Source organism: Pseudomonas sp. PNPG3 (genome assembly GCF_023093815.1).
Classification (GTDB): Bacteria; Pseudomonadota; Gammaproteobacteria; order Pseudomonadales; family Pseudomonadaceae; genus Aquipseudomonas; species Aquipseudomonas asiatica.
In genome coordinates this window covers 1-14,124 of sequence record NZ_JALLKV010000032.1, presented here as the reverse complement: position 1 = coordinate 14,124, position 14,124 = coordinate 1, and the positions used below count along the sequence as shown (strand labels likewise).

14 protein-coding genes and 1 riboswitch are annotated in these 14,124 nt (G+C 62.4%); of the genes, 8 read left to right on the top strand and 6 right to left on the bottom strand.

Annotation, left to right across the window (positions count from 1 at the left end; translation table 11 throughout):
- Window positions 1-73 precede the first annotated feature (73 nt).
- Complete coding sequence (locus tag MJ643_RS19500) at window positions 74-466, top strand: DUF1090 domain-containing protein (RefSeq protein WP_003257749.1); 393 nt, start codon at window positions 74-76, stop codon at window positions 464-466.
- Between the two features lie 73 nt (window positions 467-539).
- On the opposite strand, the gene MJ643_RS19495 is transcribed toward MJ643_RS19500, so the two are convergent.
- Window positions 540-986 (bottom strand): cytochrome c, encoded by a 447-nt coding sequence (locus tag MJ643_RS19495; protein WP_038410184.1) that lies wholly within the window; start codon window positions 984-986, stop codon window positions 540-542.
- 119 nt (window positions 987-1,105) lie between these two features.
- On the opposite strand from MJ643_RS19495, the gene MJ643_RS19490 reads away from it, so the two are divergent.
- On the top strand, window positions 1,106-2,257 hold the full coding sequence (locus MJ643_RS19490) for a murein transglycosylase A (RefSeq protein ID WP_013974508.1): 1,152 nt from the start codon (window positions 1,106-1,108) through the stop codon (window positions 2,255-2,257).
- A 49-nt stretch (window positions 2,258-2,306) separates the two neighbouring features.
- Here MJ643_RS19490 and MJ643_RS19485 read toward each other — a convergent pair whose 3' ends face one another.
- Both MJ643_RS19485 and MJ643_RS19480 read right to left on the bottom strand, forming a co-directional pair.
- Complete coding sequence (locus MJ643_RS19485) at window positions 2,307-2,693, bottom strand: MAPEG family protein (protein WP_024087834.1); 387 nt, start codon at window positions 2,691-2,693, stop codon at window positions 2,307-2,309.
- Window positions 2,694-2,721: 28 nt separating this feature from the next.
- Complete coding sequence (locus MJ643_RS19480; RefSeq protein ID WP_013974510.1) at window positions 2,722-3,555, bottom strand: EamA family transporter; 834 nt, start codon at window positions 3,553-3,555, stop codon at window positions 2,722-2,724.
- A 320-nt stretch (window positions 3,556-3,875) separates the two neighbouring features.
- On the opposite strand from MJ643_RS19480, the gene MJ643_RS19475 reads away from it, so the two are divergent.
- Entirely contained in the window at window positions 3,876-5,111 is a 1,236-nt protein-coding gene (locus MJ643_RS19475; protein WP_013974511.1) for a sodium:proton antiporter, read from the top strand.
- 122 nt (window positions 5,112-5,233) lie between these two features.
- On the opposite strand, the gene MJ643_RS19470 is transcribed toward MJ643_RS19475, so the two are convergent.
- A complete protein-coding gene (locus tag MJ643_RS19470) occupies window positions 5,234-5,635 on the bottom strand; it encodes a hotdog domain-containing protein (protein ID WP_003257757.1) in 402 nt (133 codons plus the stop codon).
- 178 nt (window positions 5,636-5,813) lie between these two features.
- A riboswitch (S-adenosyl-L-homocysteine riboswitch) is annotated at window positions 5,814-5,910 on the top strand.
- A gap of 20 nt (window positions 5,911-5,930) precedes the next feature.
- Between MJ643_RS19470 and ahcY the strand changes: the two genes are divergently transcribed.
- From ahcY to MJ643_RS19445, 5 genes are all read left to right on the top strand, one after another.
- Window positions 5,931-7,340: an adenosylhomocysteinase gene (ahcY, locus tag MJ643_RS19465; protein WP_013974512.1), complete on the top strand. Its 1,410-nt coding sequence runs from the start codon at window positions 5,931-5,933 to the stop codon at window positions 7,338-7,340.
- A gap of 166 nt (window positions 7,341-7,506) precedes the next feature.
- Window positions 7,507-8,352 (top strand): methylenetetrahydrofolate reductase [NAD(P)H], encoded by an 846-nt coding sequence (metF, locus tag MJ643_RS19460; protein ID WP_024087835.1) that lies wholly within the window; start codon window positions 7,507-7,509, stop codon window positions 8,350-8,352.
- A 92-nt stretch (window positions 8,353-8,444) separates the two neighbouring features.
- Complete coding sequence (locus MJ643_RS19455; RefSeq protein WP_023661386.1) at window positions 8,445-9,521, top strand: hypothetical protein; 1,077 nt, start codon at window positions 8,445-8,447, stop codon at window positions 9,519-9,521.
- Between the two features lie 166 nt (window positions 9,522-9,687).
- Window positions 9,688-10,476, top strand: coding sequence for a transporter substrate-binding domain-containing protein (locus MJ643_RS19450; RefSeq protein ID WP_013974515.1), 789 nt, complete (start codon window positions 9,688-9,690; stop codon window positions 10,474-10,476).
- Window positions 10,477-10,695: 219 nt separating this feature from the next.
- On the top strand, window positions 10,696-12,582 hold the full coding sequence (locus tag MJ643_RS19445) for a DEAD/DEAH box helicase (protein WP_024087836.1): 1,887 nt from the start codon (window positions 10,696-10,698) through the stop codon (window positions 12,580-12,582).
- Between the two features lie 158 nt (window positions 12,583-12,740).
- Here the strand turns inward: MJ643_RS19445 and MJ643_RS19440 are convergent, their stop codons facing one another.
- Both MJ643_RS19440 and MJ643_RS19435 read right to left on the bottom strand, forming a co-directional pair.
- A complete protein-coding gene (locus MJ643_RS19440) occupies window positions 12,741-13,319 on the bottom strand; it encodes a YceI family protein (protein ID WP_013974517.1) in 579 nt (192 codons plus the stop codon).
- Window positions 13,320-13,353: 34 nt separating this feature from the next.
- Complete coding sequence (locus tag MJ643_RS19435) at window positions 13,354-13,905, bottom strand: cytochrome b (protein WP_169774742.1); 552 nt, start codon at window positions 13,903-13,905, stop codon at window positions 13,354-13,356.
- Window positions 13,906-14,124: the final 219 nt, after the last annotated feature.

The following is a 14,124-nucleotide window of genomic DNA, read 5'->3' as shown; positions in this document are numbered from 1 at the left end:
GTTTCTAAATGGGCAAAACCAAGGCAGGATTTCCCCCAACTTTTGCTGCCCCGCCCCCTCAAGGAGGCTTTTCATGAAACGTATTTCGACCCTTTTCCTGATCGCGACACTGGGCCTGGCCGCTGGTGCCGTACAAGCCGCCCAGCCGGATGCCGGCCTGACCGGTTGCGCCGCCAAGCGTAGCGCCATCGAGAACCAGTTGAAGATTGCCCGTGACCACGGCAACAACGAACAGGCCGCAGGGCTTGAAGAGGCACTGCGAGGGGTAGACAACTGCACCGATGCCAGCCTGCGCAAGGAACGTGAGCAGAAGGTGCTCGACGCACGTCACGAAGTGGCGCAGCGGGAAAAGGACTTGAAGAAAGCCGAGAAGAAAGGCGATTCGGAGAAGATCAACAAGCGCAAGGACAAGCTGGCCGAGTCGCGCAAGGAACTGCAGGAAGCGGTGGAGGATCTGGATCGCTGACAGAGATTCGAATACTGCGTTGCCTTTACTGACCTCATCGCCGGCTTGCCGGCGATGAGGTCGCAACAGGCCATCAATGATTACGAAACTCGGAATGACAGGCCTTGCAAGCCGCTTCGACCTTGTCCATCGGCGCCTTCAACTGCGCAGCGTCCAGCGGCTGGCCCCGGGTGACATCGACCAGTTCGCCAGTGACGCCTTCCAGCTGGCGGGCCAGGTCATGAAAGCGCGTCTGCCGCTCCCATACCTCGGCACGCGCACTACTGTCGCCACCATCACGCGCCTGTGGGAAGTGCTGCCAGGGCTGGTGCGAAAGGTTGTCCAGCTTCAGCGCACCGTCGGCAAACTTCACCCCGTCGAACGGCAACCGCCCACGCAACATGCCGCCCAGGTCTTCGCTGGTCTTGAGCATGTCCTTGAAGATCACCTTGCGCTTGCCCAGCGGGGAGTTCGGGTCAACCCGGTCACAACCACCCAGGGCCAGTGCTGCCAGCAGAACAACGGTCAATCGCTTCAACATCACGGTCACTTCGGCCTACGCAAATGGGCGGCCAGTATCGCTGCCCAGCGGCGAAAGACCAATAGCCACATAAAAAACAGGGGCGAATATCCGTGTTCACCCATGACAGGAACATACTCATGAAATCTGCCCTGCGCCATCTGGCCTGGACACTCCCGGCGCTGGCCCTGCTGGCCGGCTGCAACGGTGGCGAAAGCGCCAAACCCGAGCCCCATGCCATCGCCACCTACGCCAATGCCACATGGCAGGACCTGCCTGCCGTCAGCGACAGCGACCTGGTGGCGGGCTTCCAGGCCTGGCGCAACGGCTGTGAAAAGCTCAAGCGCGACACCGTCTGGGCCAGCACCTGCGAAGCAGCCGCCAGCGTGCCCGACAATGCCTTGCAGGTGCGTACCTTCCTGCAACAGAACCTGCAGGTATACGGCCTGCGCTCGGCCGAAAATAACGCCAACGGCCTGATCACCGGTTACTACGAACCGGTCTACCCTGGCAGCCTGAGCCAGTCGGCAACCAATCACGTGGCGGTCTACGGCATCCCCGACGACATGATCGTGGTCGACCTGGCCAGCGTGTACCCCGAACTCAAGGGCAAGCGCCTGCGCGGTCGCCTTGATGGCCGGGTGCTCAAGCCATACGACACCGCCGAGGTGATCAACCGTGACGGCGTCAAGGCACCGGTGCTGGCCTGGCTGACCGACCCGATGGACCTGCAGTTCCTGCAGATCCAAGGTTCCGGCCGGGTACAACTGGAAGACGGGCGCCAGCTGCGCCTGGGTTACGCCGACCAGAACGGCCACCCCTACCGGCCAATCGGGCGCTGGCTGGTGGAACAGGGCCAGTTGAAGAAGGAAGAAGTGAGCATGGGCGCCATTCATGCCTGGGCCCAGGCCAACCCACAACGGGTGCCGGAACTGCTCGCCAGCAACCCCAGCTACGTGTTCTTCAGCACCCGCCCGGACAGCAACGAAGGGCCACGCGGTTCGCTGAACGTACCGCTGACCGCTGGCTACAGCGTGGCCATCGACCGCAAGGTGATTCCGCTGGGCAGCTTGCTGTGGTTGTCCACCACTCGCCCGGACGGTACGCCGGTGGTACGCCCGGTGGGGGCCCAGGATACCGGCGGGGCAATTACTGGCGAGGTGCGCGCCGACCTGTTCTGGGGCACTGGGCCGGAAGCTGGGGAACTGGCCGGGAACATGAAGCAGCAGGGGCAGATCTGGATGCTGTGGCCCAAGGGCAAGCCGCTGCCCGAGGTGCCGAAAGTACCTTGATCGGCGGTGGATTCTTCGCGGGCAAGCCCGCGAAGAAGGCGACGCGGTATCAGATGGAAACCACGAAGAAAGCCACAATGATCGCCAACCCGGCAAACCACACCAGCGATCGCAGCATGGCCCAGTCAGCCAGGTAACAGATGATGTAGAGCAGCCGGCTGGTGATGTACATCACCCCCAGCACATCCTGGGTCACCTGCTCGGCATTGCCGACGATATCCGCCACCAGCACCGCCGCGGCAAATGCCGGGAAGGCCTCGAAACTGTTCTGCTGGGCAGCATGCGCGCGCCGCGGCAGCCCGGACAGGGTATCCAGGAAGGCACGCGGGTCGTGGTTGTCGCGCAGTCGGAAGCGGCCACTACCGGCCTTGGCTATCAACGCGCACAGTGGCGGCAAGAGCAGCGCGATCAGGATGCACCACAGGGCAACAGTCATGGACAGGACTCCTTGTTCAGTCTTCGGGTCAAAGCTTCATTACCAGCATGCCGGCCAACACCAGCCCGCAAGCTAGGAGTCTCGGCCCGCCAAAAGGTTCTTTCAGGTAGCGCATGCCCAGCAGCACCACCAGAATCACACTCAACTCCCGCAACGCCGCCGCTTCGGCCACCGACCCCAAGTGCATGGCCCACAGCACCAGCGCGTAACTGAGCAATACACACAACCCCACCGCCAGCCCCAGGCGCCACTGCAGGCGCCAGAACAACACAAACGGCGCACGCCGCGCCACGCTGGCCAGCAACGGGAAGGGCCAGGCACTGAGCAAGGTCAGCCATACCAGGTAATCCCAAGGCTTGCCCCACAAACGCACGGCCTGGCCGTCGAACCAGGTGTAGCAACCAATGCACAGGCCGATCAGGGCAACCACCGGCAGCATCGACCAGGGCAGCCGGTCACCGCCACCGCCCTGCCACAATAGGCAGGCCATGCCACAGGGGATCAGCAGGATGCCAATGATCTGCTGCTGGCTCAGCGATTCGCCGGCAAAGGCCAAGGTCAGCCCCAGCACCACCAGCGGCGACAGCCCGCGCATCAGAGGATAGACCAGCCCCAGGTCGCCCACGCGGTAGGCCTGGATCAACAGGAAGCGGTACAGCTGCTCGGCCAGCGCCGAAGCCAGCAGCCAGGGCCAGATGTTAGTCGGCGGTACCTCGACGAAGGGCACCGCCAGCACCGCGAAAGCCAACGCCACCGTATCCATGCTGGCGATCACCAGCAGGCGCTCGCCGCTGAATTTGATCAGGGTATTCCAGGTCGCATGCAGCAGTGCAGCGACCAACACCAGGGAAGTTGCCAGCACGCCTTCTTATCCTTGTGGCTTTTTATATTTGTGAATATACAGCGCTCGAGGGGACCGTTGTGGGAGCGGGCATGCCCGCGAAGAAAGCAACTCGGTGCATGGCACCGGCTTTGCCGGTGTTCGCGGGCATGCCCGCTCCCACAGAGACCGCGCCAGCCTTCGGGTTTTGCACAAGTCCGGGTATGCGATACAACCTTCTGGATGGGAACGTTTCAAACGAATCCGGTCAAACCCTGTGTCCCGAACCCCGCGCCAGGTCATCAAAGAACTGCCCGAGCCATTCGGGTTACGACTTGGAAGCCACTGTTACAGGATTCGGGATGCTTGAACTAGTTGCCGCGTTTATCTGCCTCACCACCCTCCTCACCTATGTAAATTACCGTTTCATCGGCCTGCCCCCTGCCATCGGCGTGATGGTCACGGCGCTGCTGTTTTCCCTGATGCTGCAGGGCCTGAGCCTGATCGGCTTCCCTGGCCTGGAAGCGCGCGTCGAAGGGCTGATGAACCAGATCGACTTCAACGACCTGCTGATGCACTGGATGCTGGCGTTCCTGCTGTTCGCCGGCGCCTTGCACGTCAACCTCTCCGACCTGCGCAGCTACCGCTGGCCCATCGGTCTGCTGGCCACCGTCGGCGTACTGATTGCCACCGTCGTCATCGGCTACCTGTCGCACTGGGTGTTCGCCCTGTTCGGCTGGCAAGTGCCGCTGATCTACTGCCTGCTGTTCGGTGCGCTGATCTCGCCCACCGACCCGATCGCCGTGCTTGGCGCGCTACGTACCGCCAACGCCTCCAAACCGCTGAAAACCACTATCGTCGGCGAGTCGCTGTTCAACGACGGCACTGCGGTGGTGGTGTTCACCGTGTTGCTGGGCATCATCCAGCTGGGCGAGACGCCGAGCATGACCGACACGGCGATCCTGTTCGCCCGCGAGGCCATCGGCGGGGTGCTGTTCGGCGGCCTGATCGGCTATGCCACCTACCGCATGATCAAGAGCGTCGAGCAATACCAGGTGGAAGTGATGCTGACCCTGGCGCTGGTCATCGGCGGCTCGGCAATGTGCTACGAACTGCACGTTTCGGCGCCGATCGCCATGGTGGTGGCCGGCCTGATAATCGGCAACCTGGGGCGCAACCTGGCGATGAACGACATGACCCGTCGCTACATGGACGGCTTCTGGGAGCTGATCGATGACATGCTCAACGCCTTGCTGTTCGCGTTGATCGGCCTGGAGCTGTTGCTGCTGCCTTTCAACTGGATGCACATGGTAGCCGGCGGCGTGCTGGCGCTGGCGGTGCTACTGTCGAGGTTGCTGACCGTGGCCCCGGCGATCGTGCTGCTGCGGCGCTGGCGCCCGGTGCCCAAGGGCACGGTACGGGTGCTGACCTGGGGTGGCTTGCGCGGTGGGGTGTCGGTTGCCCTGGCACTGTCGCTGCCACTGGGCGAAGAACGTGACCTGCTGCTGTCGATCACCTACATCGTGGTGCTGTCGTCAATCCTGGTGCAGGGGTTGAGCATCGGGCGGGTGGTGCGCAAGGTCAGCGCTCAGCCGTGAGAAATTGTGCCGGCCTCTTCGCGGGTAAACCCGCTCCCACAGGATCTGCGCTACCTTTCGGACGGTGAAAAACCTGTGGGAGCGGGTTTACCCGCGAAGAGGCCGGCACCGACAACCGAGATCTATTCGACTGCACTGTCCGGGAACTGGTCCTGGATGTACTTGATCTCGGTCCGCCCATGCGCCGCCGGCAATCCATCCTCGCCAAGGTTGACGAAGACCATCTTGTCGACCGTGAGGATGGCCTTGCGGGTGATCTTGTTGCGCACTTCGCACTTGAGGGTGATCGAGGTACGGCCGAACTCGGTGGCAGTGATGCCCAGCTCGATGATGTCGCCCTGACGCGAGGCACTGACGAAGTTGATTTCCGATATGTACTTGGTCACCACACGCTGGTTGCCCAACTGGACGATGGCGTAGATCGCAGCCTCTTCGTCGATCCAGCGCAACAGGCTGCCACCGAACAAAGTGCCATTTGGGTTGAGGTCTTCGGGTTTAACCCACTTGCGGGTATGAAAGTTCATCTGTACTCCTGACCTGCTTGGCTAACGTGCAGCAATGATGGCAGAGCGGCCGCTGTCGCTCCATTGAACATCGACTATCGTCGCGATTAATCGACAGAAAACCTTGGGCAAGCCGACGGGCGCGGCTATAATCTCCGCCGTTTCACATGGCCGCCCACAGCGGCGCCATGCCCGCCACCCGTCCGAGGGGCGCTGCAGCAGGCTAGGCCTGTCAGGCTCGGATGGGGCGTTGCTCGCTCTCGCGGGCGCTTAACGCACAACGGCGCCCATTCGCACACTACGAATGGAGGCTCTCATGAGCGCTGCAAACATGCCTGCTGGTTTTACCGATTACAAAGTCGCCGACATCTCCCTGGCCGCCTGGGGTCGTCGCGAAACCATCATCGCCGAATCGGAAATGCCTGCACTGATGGGCCTGCGTCGCAAGTACCTGGCCGAGCAACCGCTCAAGGGTGCGAAGATCCTGGGCTGCATCCACATGACCATCCAGACCGCCGTGCTGATCGAAACCCTGGTTGCCTTGGGTGCCGAAGTGCGCTGGTCGTCCTGCAACATCTTCTCCACCCAGGACCAGGCCGCCGCGTCCATCGCCGCCGCCGGTATCCCTGTGTTCGCCTGGAAAGGTGAAACCGAGCAAGAGTACGAGTGGTGCCTGGAGCAGACCATCCTCAAGGATGGCCAGCCATGGGACGCCAACATGGTCCTCGACGACGGTGGCGACCTGACCGAGCTGCTGCACAAGAAATACCCGCAAGTGCTGGAGCGCGTGCATGGTGTGACCGAAGAGACCACCACCGGCGTGCACCGCCTGCTGGACATGCTGGCCAAGGGCGAGCTGAAAGTCCCGGCGATCAACGTCAACGACTCGGTTACCAAGAGCAAGAACGACAACAAATACGGCTGCCGTCACAGCCTGAACGACGCCATCAAGCGTGGTACCGACCACCTGCTGTCGGGCAAGCAGGCCCTGGTGATCGGCTACGGTGACGTGGGCAAGGGCTCGGCCCAGTCCCTGCGCCAGGAAGGCATGATCGTCAAGGTCACCGAAGTCGACCCGATCTGCGCCATGCAGGCCTGCATGGACGGTTTCGAAGTGGTTTCGCCGTTCATCGACGGTATCAACAACGGTACCGAAGCCAGCATCGACAAGGCCCTGCTGGGCAAGATCGACCTGATCGTGACCACCACCGGTAACGTCAACGTCTGCGACGCCAACATGCTCAAGGCGCTGAAGAAGCGTGCCGTGGTGTGCAACATCGGCCACTTCGACAACGAGATCGACACCGCCTTCATGCGCAAGAACTGGGCCTGGGAAGAGGTCAAGCCGCAGGTGCACAAGATCCACCGCACCGGCGCTGGCAGCTTCGACCCGCAGAACGACGACTACCTGATCCTGCTGGCCGAAGGCCGCCTGGTAAACCTGGGTAACGCCACTGGCCACCCAAGCCGCATCATGGACGGTTCGTTCGCCAACCAGGTACTGGCGCAGATCTTCCTGTTCGAGCAGAAGTTCGCCGACCTGTCGCCCGAAAAGAAAGCCGAGCGCCTGACTGTCGAAGTACTGCCGAAGAAGCTCGACGAAGAAGTGGCCCTGGAAATGGTCCGCGGCTTCGGTGGCGTGGTCACCCAGCTGACCAAGCAGCAGGCCGACTACATTGGTGTGACCGTCGAAGGCCCGTTCAAGCCACACGCATACCGCTACTAAGCGGCCAGCTTGAAGCTTCAAGCGGCAATCAAAGGCAGACCATGCCGTTGCCGCTTGCAGCTCAAGCATCACGGATCTTGAACGATGCCCAAGCCAGGCCGGCCATAACCGATCTGGCTTTTACTTGCAGCCTGCCGCTTGAAGCTTGCTGCCAGAGGAACGCCTGATGTCCCAGGAACGCCGTTACAGTTTCGAGTTCTTCCCGACCAAGACCGATGCCGGTCACGAAAAGCTGATGGGCGTCGCCCGCCAGCTGGCCGCCTACAACCCGGACTTCTTCTCCTGCACCTACGGTGCCGGTGGCTCGACCCGCGACCGCACGCTGAACACCGTGCTGCAGCTGGAAAGCGAAGTGAAGATACCTGCCGCGCCGCACCTGTCGTGCGTAGGCGACACCAAGGCCGAACTGCGTGCCCTGCTGGCCGAATACAAGGCTGCAGGCATCAAGCGCATCGTCGCCCTGCGTGGCGACCTGCCATCGGGTATGGGCATGGCCAGTGGCGAACTGCGCTACGCCAGCGACCTGGTCGAATTCATTCGCCAGGAAACTGCCGATCACTTCCACCTGGAAGTGGCCGCCTACCCGGAGATGCACCCCCAGGCCCGCAACTTCGAGGCTGACCTGGCCAACTTCGTGCACAAGGTCAAGGCCGGTGCCGACAGCGCCATCACCCAGTACTTCTTCAACGCCGACAGCTACTTCTACTTCGTCGAGCGCGCGCAGAAGCTGGGCGTGGACATCCCGGTGGTACCCGGCATCATGCCGATCACCAACTACAGCAAGCTGGCGCGTTTCTCCGACGCCTGTGGCGCCGAGATCCCGCGCTGGATCCGCAAGCAGCTGGAAGCCTATGCCGACGACACCGCCAGCATCCAGGCATTCGGTGAAGAAGTGATCACCCGCATGTGCGAACAGCTGCTGCAAGGCGGAGCACCGGGGCTGCACTTCTACACCTTGAACCAGGCCGAGCCGAGCCTGGCGATCTGGAACAATCTGAAGCTGCCGCGCTGAAATTTTTTGCAAAATCTGTTTAAGATTTGATTAAGGCTTTGGTCATAGACTAAAGCCTTAATCATTTTCCGGTTACACAGGTCTTGCCTGCCATGCAGCCCCTCCAGCCATTGCGTCCACAGCTCGTCTACCTGGCTTTTGGCCCGGCAACCTACCATCAGGAGGCCTGCTTCAGCATCGTCAGCGCCCTCGCCCATCTGGGCACGGCAGCGAGCGAAGCCATGGACATCCAGGTCTATACCGATAACCCGCAGCCCTATGCCGGCCTGCCGGTCACCTTACACCTGCTGGACGAAGCCACGCGCCAGGCATGGAACGCGCCTCACGGCTATCACTTTCGCAGCAAGCATGTGCTGTTGCGCCAGGTGCTGCAGCAACACCCGCTGGCAGTGCTGATCGACACCGACACCTTCTTCCGCAAGTCGCCGCTGGAGCTGTTCGCCCGGGTAGCCCCTGGCCGCCTGCTGTGCAATGCCATCGGCGCACGCTACGGCAGCAACCAGAAGTGCCTGCTGTACAAGAACCTGCTGGCCATCCTCGAGTCCAGGGGCTTGGCTGATTGCCAGATGCCACTAGTCAATTCGGGGGTGATCGGCCTCACCGCCGAAGACGCCGGCACTCTGGACCGCTCCATCGCCATGATGGACGAGTTCCACCCCCTGGCTCGCGAGGCGTATACCCTCGAGGAGTTCTGCCTGGCGGTGGCGGCCTACCGCACGCTGGAATTGGCCGAATGCACAGATGTCATCCACCACTACTGGAGCCGCAAGGCGCAGTTCCGCGCCAAGATTCAGGCCTGGCTGCGCAAGCACGGCCACGACCCGCTGAGCCAGGCGGCGCTGGCCGACGTATCCCTGGTCAATGACCAGCTGCCACGGCCGCCGGCCCTGCAACGCCTGGGTTACAAGGCGCTGAGCATGACCCTGCCAAGCCACGAGCGCCAGTTCGCCCGAGAACTGCTGTATGGCTGCTACCCCTACCCCAATGAGTTCGACCGCGCCTGCGCGCCGGCCTGGTGGGACAAAGCCCTGGAAAACCTCAACGCCCGCCATGGCCACATGGAACCCGAGCAACTGCGCCAGTGCCTGCGCCACCCGGGGTTGCGCCTGTCGCTGGGCGAGCGGCGCAAGGATATCGAGGCGCATCTGCTGAGGTCATCCCACACTTGAGCGAACCTGTGCCGGCCTCTTCGCGGGTAAACCCGCTCCCACAGGATCTCTGCTGGCTTGCAGGCTCGCGCTGTACTTGAGGGAGCGGGTTTACCCGCGAAGAGGCCGGCACAGGAGAACATCATCCTCACTGGCCTTGAACAGGCCGAGCGCGTAATCTCCGGCCATGCCACACATCGCCCGACTGTTCTGGATCCTGTTGCTCGCCTGCCTGAGCCCGCTGGCCTTGGGCGAGCGCCTGCGCCTGGTAACCGACGACTGGGCACCCTATGCATACCAGCACGACGGCCAGCCTCGCGGCATCGACTACGAAGTCACCACCCGGGTGTTCGAGCGCCTTGGCGTCGAGGTGGAGTGGGAGTTCCTGCCGTGGAAGCGCTGCCTGGCAATGATCGAGCAGGGCTTGGCCGACGGCATCATGGATATCTTCCAGAACGAGTCGCGCCAGCACTACCTGGTGTACGCCCCCGAGCCCATGTCGGAGGTAGAGTTCGTCCTGTTCCAGGCCCGCACTCGACGCCATGCCGTCAAGACTCTCGATGACCTTGCCGGCCTAACCGTCGGCACCTCACCCGGCTACGCCTATGGTGCCGCTTTCAACGAAGCCGTACATTTCCGGCGCGAAGCTGCACCTACCCATGAAGCCAACTTCGGCAAGCTGATGCTGGGCCGCATCGATCTGGCAATCACCGACCGCAAGGTCGGCCATTACCTGCTGCGGCATCTGGGCCTCCAAAAGCAGGTCGAGGAGCTGCCCTTGGTGATCAGCCGCCAGCCCCAGTACCTGGCGCTGGCGCGCAAGCCAGGGCGGGAGGCACTGGCCCAGGCCTTCGCCGTGGAACTCCGGCGCTTCAAGCTGGAACCGGCCTATACAGCAATCAACAACCGCTACACAGGCGACATCGGAAACATTCTCAACGCCGTTGAGCAGCAGGAAAGCAGCACAGCGCGATAGCTCTGTTATACTCGGGCCTTCCCGCCCGGCTCACGCCCGGACGCTCGGCCTCGCAACAGGCATCCCGATCGGCATCGACGCACCTTCGCGTCCACCCTCTGCTACCCGGATGTGCAGTGAAAGCCCAGCTGGACCGGACGCGATCGCATCCCACCGATGCCCGTCGCGCCAGGCAGAACATCCCAAACGGGCCCAGCCCACACGAGAACAGGATTGCCCATGTCCTTTGCTTCCCTCGGTCTCTCCGAGGCTCTTGTCCGCGCTATCGAGGCTGCGGGCTACACCCAGCCGACCCCCGTGCAACAGCGGGCGATTCCCGCCGTGTTGCAAGGCCGCGACCTGATGGTCGCCGCACAGACAGGTACTGGTAAAACCGGCGGTTTCGCCCTGCCGATCCTCGAGCGCCTGTTCCCGGCCGGCCACCCCGACAAGTCGCAGCGCCATGGCCCGCGCCAACCTCGCGTGCTGGTCCTGACCCCGACCCGCGAACTGGCAGCCCAGGTGCATGACAGCTTCAAGGTCTATGCCCGTGACCTGCCACTGGTCAGCGCCTGCATTTTCGGCGGCGTCGGCATGAACCCGCAGATCCAGGCCATTGCCAAGGGTGTGGACGTGCTGGTCGCCTGCCCGGGCCGCCTGCTCGACCTGGCCGGCCAAGGCAAGGTTGACCTGGCCCACGTGGAAATCCTGGTGCTGGACGAAGCCGACCGCATGCTCGACATGGGCTTCATCCATGACGTCAAGAAGGTCCTCGCTCGCCTGCCGGCCAAGCGCCAGAACCTGTTGTTCTCGGCCACGTTCTCCAAGGACATCACCGACCTCGCCGACAAGCTCCTGCACAACCCGGAGCGTATCGAGGTCACCCCGCCGAACACTACCGTCGAGCGTATCGAGCAGCGCGTCTACCGCCTGCCCGCCAGCCACAAGCGCGCGCTGCTGGCGCACCTGATCACCCAAGGTGCCTGGGAACAGGTACTGGTGTTCACCCGCACCAAGCACGGCGCCAACCGCCTGGCCGAGTACCTGGAAAAGCACGGCCTGACCGCCGCCGCAATTCATGGCAACAAGAGCCAGAACGCCCGCACCAAGGCCCTGGCCGACTTCAAGGCCAACAGCGTGCGCGTACTGGTCGCCACCGACATCGCCGCCCGTGGCCTGGACATCGACCAGCTGCCGCACGTGGTCAATTTCGAGCTGCCGAACGTAGAGGAAGACTACGTCCACCGTATCGGCCGTACCGGCCGTGCCGGGCGTTCAGGCGAGGCCATTTCCATGGTCGCGCCGGATGAAGAGAAACTGCTCAAGAGCATCGAGCGGGTAACCAAGCAGAAGATTCCTGACGGCGACCTGATGGGTTTCGACGCCAGCCAGGTTGAAGCAGAAAAGCCTGAAGTACGCGAACGCCAGCAGAACAATGGCCGTGGTGGCCGTAACCAGCAAGCCCGCGGCGACGGCGGCAAAGACGCCAACGGCGGCCGCAAGGACAAGGGCAAGGATAAAGGCAAGGCCAAGCAACAGGCTGCGGACAAGCCGGCCGACAAGGAAAAGAGCGGCGACAAGCAACAGCAGCAACGCAAGCCGCGTGACAAGAAGCCACGCCAGCAGCAACAGCAGGCCAGCAACAGCAGTGCGCCGAAAGTGCCTGTCGACCGTGATCCGGAAGAGTTCCTGGACGACGATATCGACAACTTCGGCAACCGTGCCGACTATGTCAGCCCGTACCAGGGCAAGAACCAGGGCCGCAATCGCCGCCCGGGTGCCAATGCCGGCCAAGGTCAGGGCCAGGGTAATGGCCAGCGCAGCAACGCCGGTGGCCAGGGTCGCAATAGCGGCCAGCCGCGCAGCAGCGGTGGCGGCGAGAAACGTCCGGCCCGCGCCAATAATGGTGGCGGCGCCCGTCGTGATGGTGGCGGCCGTGGTCGCCCGGCCCGTGACGATGCTGCACGGCAAGAGCCGGCCGTGCGCAACCCGCGCCAGCCGGAAAAACAGCCAGTGATCATCCGCAAGGAGTCCAAGCTCGACCGTTACCCGACGCCAGAGCAGCTGGATGACCTGCCGAGCCGCCCGCGCGGTGAGCGCCCGGCGCTGTTGACCCGCAAGGGCTGACAAAAAGTATGAGGGGGCCGCTTTGCGGCCCTTTCGCGACACAAGGCCGCTCCCACAGGTATTGCGCTGCAAGTGAAATCTGCGCAATACCTGTGGGAGCGGCCTTGTGTCGCGAAAGGGCTGCGAAGCAGCCCCCTCGGTACTTCAGCTAAAGCAAATTACTTCTGCTTCACACCTTCAACACTGATATCCAGGTCCAGGGTCTGCGAGGTAGCGCCCGGGCCCTTGATGCCGAAGTCGTTCAGGTTCAGCGTGGTGGTAGCGTTGAAACCAGCGCGCTCGCCGCCCCATGGATCCTTGCCTTCACCGTTGAAAGTGGCCTTGAAGGTGACCGGCTTGGTCACACCGTGCATGGTCAGGTCGCCAGTCACGTCAGCAGTCTTGTCGCCAGTCGGCTTGACGCTGGTGGAGACGAACTTGGCTTCGGGATACTTCTTCACGTCGAGGAAGTCGGCGCTGGCAATGTGCTTGTCACGCTCGGCGTGGTTCGACCACAGGCTGGCGGTTTTCAGGTCGACGTTGATCTTGCTGGCTTCAGGCTTTGCACTGTCCCAGGTGAAGTTGCCGTCGAAGTCCTTGAAGGTACCGTGAATGAAGCTGTAGCCCAGGTGGCTGATCTTCCAGTCAACGAACGCGTGCTGGCCTTCCTTGTCGATCTTGTACTCGGCAGCCATGGCCTGGCCGGCGGAGAGCAGAGCGGTACCGAGCGCCAGAGCGGCAAAAGTCTTTTTCAACATCCTTACTTCCTTCCTTTGCAATTGAGGTTGAGAGTCAAGCTTTGCGGCCCAGCATGCGGGTCAGGGTCGCGTCACGGTCGATGAAATGGTGCTTGAGCGCTGCCAAGCCATGCAGCACGGCAAAAATCACCAAGCCCCAGGCCAGCCAGAGATGGATCACGCCTGCCAGGTCTGCCTGGTCGGGCAGGTCGCTGACCAGTGCCGGCACTTCGAACATGCCAAACACCGGAATGCCGACACCGTCGGCGGTGGAAATCAGGTAACCGGCGATCATTACCGCGAACAGCCCCAGGTACAGGGCCAGGTGGCCCAACTTGGCTGCCAGGCGGGTGAATGCGCCGTGGCTGGCTGGTGCCGGTGGTGGCGGGCTGATGAAGCGCCAGAGCACCCGCAGCAGCATCACCGCCAGCAGCACCAGGCCGATGCTCTTGTGCAGGTCCGGGCCGGCCTTGCGCCAAGGGCTGTAGTAGTCGAGGCCGACCATCCACAGGCCCAGCCCGAACAGGCCGAAGACTGCCAGAGCCACGCCCCAGTGCAGGACGATGCTGACCACGCCGTAGCGAGAAGATGAATTGCGCAGTTGCATGTTGACGTGTTTCCCCGTGAAAGCTGTGCACAGACTAACGCGTAACGCATCGAATAAAAGCGTAAAAAATTGCTTTGGTTTATCGAGAAATCCGATATGTATTCTGTAAGCTTCCCATTAAGGAAACATTAACGATAGTTGGGTAATCAGCGGTTGCCAGTGCCGGCCCTGTGGGAGATTCTATGGTTTTCAGCAAGCCAGTTTCGCGCCTTTAGTGAC

Bases quoted from the DNA above. Each gene is read 5' to 3' on its own strand.
- MJ643_RS19450 (WP_013974515.1), top strand. From the start codon at position 9,688: ATGCCACACATCGCCCGACTGTTCTGGATCCTGTTGCTCGCCTGCCTG.
- ahcY (WP_013974512.1), top strand. From the start codon at position 5,931: ATGAGCGCTGCAAACATGCCTGCTGGTTTTACCGATTACAAAGTCGCC.
- MJ643_RS19495 (WP_038410184.1), bottom strand. From the start codon at position 986: ATGTTGAAGCGATTGACCGTTGTTCTGCTGGCAGCACTGGCCCTGGGT.
- MJ643_RS19490 (WP_013974508.1), top strand. From the start codon at position 1,106: ATGAAATCTGCCCTGCGCCATCTGGCCTGGACACTCCCGGCGCTGGCC.
- MJ643_RS19435 (WP_169774742.1), bottom strand. From the start codon at position 13,905: ATGCAACTGCGCAATTCATCTTCTCGCTACGGCGTGGTCAGCATCGTC.
- MJ643_RS19455 (WP_023661386.1), top strand. From the start codon at position 8,445: ATGCAGCCCCTCCAGCCATTGCGTCCACAGCTCGTCTACCTGGCTTTT.
- MJ643_RS19475 (WP_013974511.1), top strand. From the start codon at position 3,876: ATGCTTGAACTAGTTGCCGCGTTTATCTGCCTCACCACCCTCCTCACC.
- MJ643_RS19485 (WP_024087834.1), bottom strand. From the start codon at position 2,693: ATGACTGTTGCCCTGTGGTGCATCCTGATCGCGCTGCTCTTGCCGCCA.
- MJ643_RS19445 (WP_024087836.1), top strand. From the start codon at position 10,696: ATGTCCTTTGCTTCCCTCGGTCTCTCCGAGGCTCTTGTCCGCGCTATC.
- MJ643_RS19470 (WP_003257757.1), bottom strand. From the start codon at position 5,635: ATGAACTTTCATACCCGCAAGTGGGTTAAACCCGAAGACCTCAACCCA.
- metF (WP_024087835.1), top strand. From the start codon at position 7,507: ATGTCCCAGGAACGCCGTTACAGTTTCGAGTTCTTCCCGACCAAGACC.
- MJ643_RS19440 (WP_013974517.1), bottom strand. From the start codon at position 13,319: ATGTTGAAAAAGACTTTTGCCGCTCTGGCGCTCGGTACCGCTCTGCTC.
- MJ643_RS19500 (WP_003257749.1), top strand. From the start codon at position 74: ATGAAACGTATTTCGACCCTTTTCCTGATCGCGACACTGGGCCTGGCC.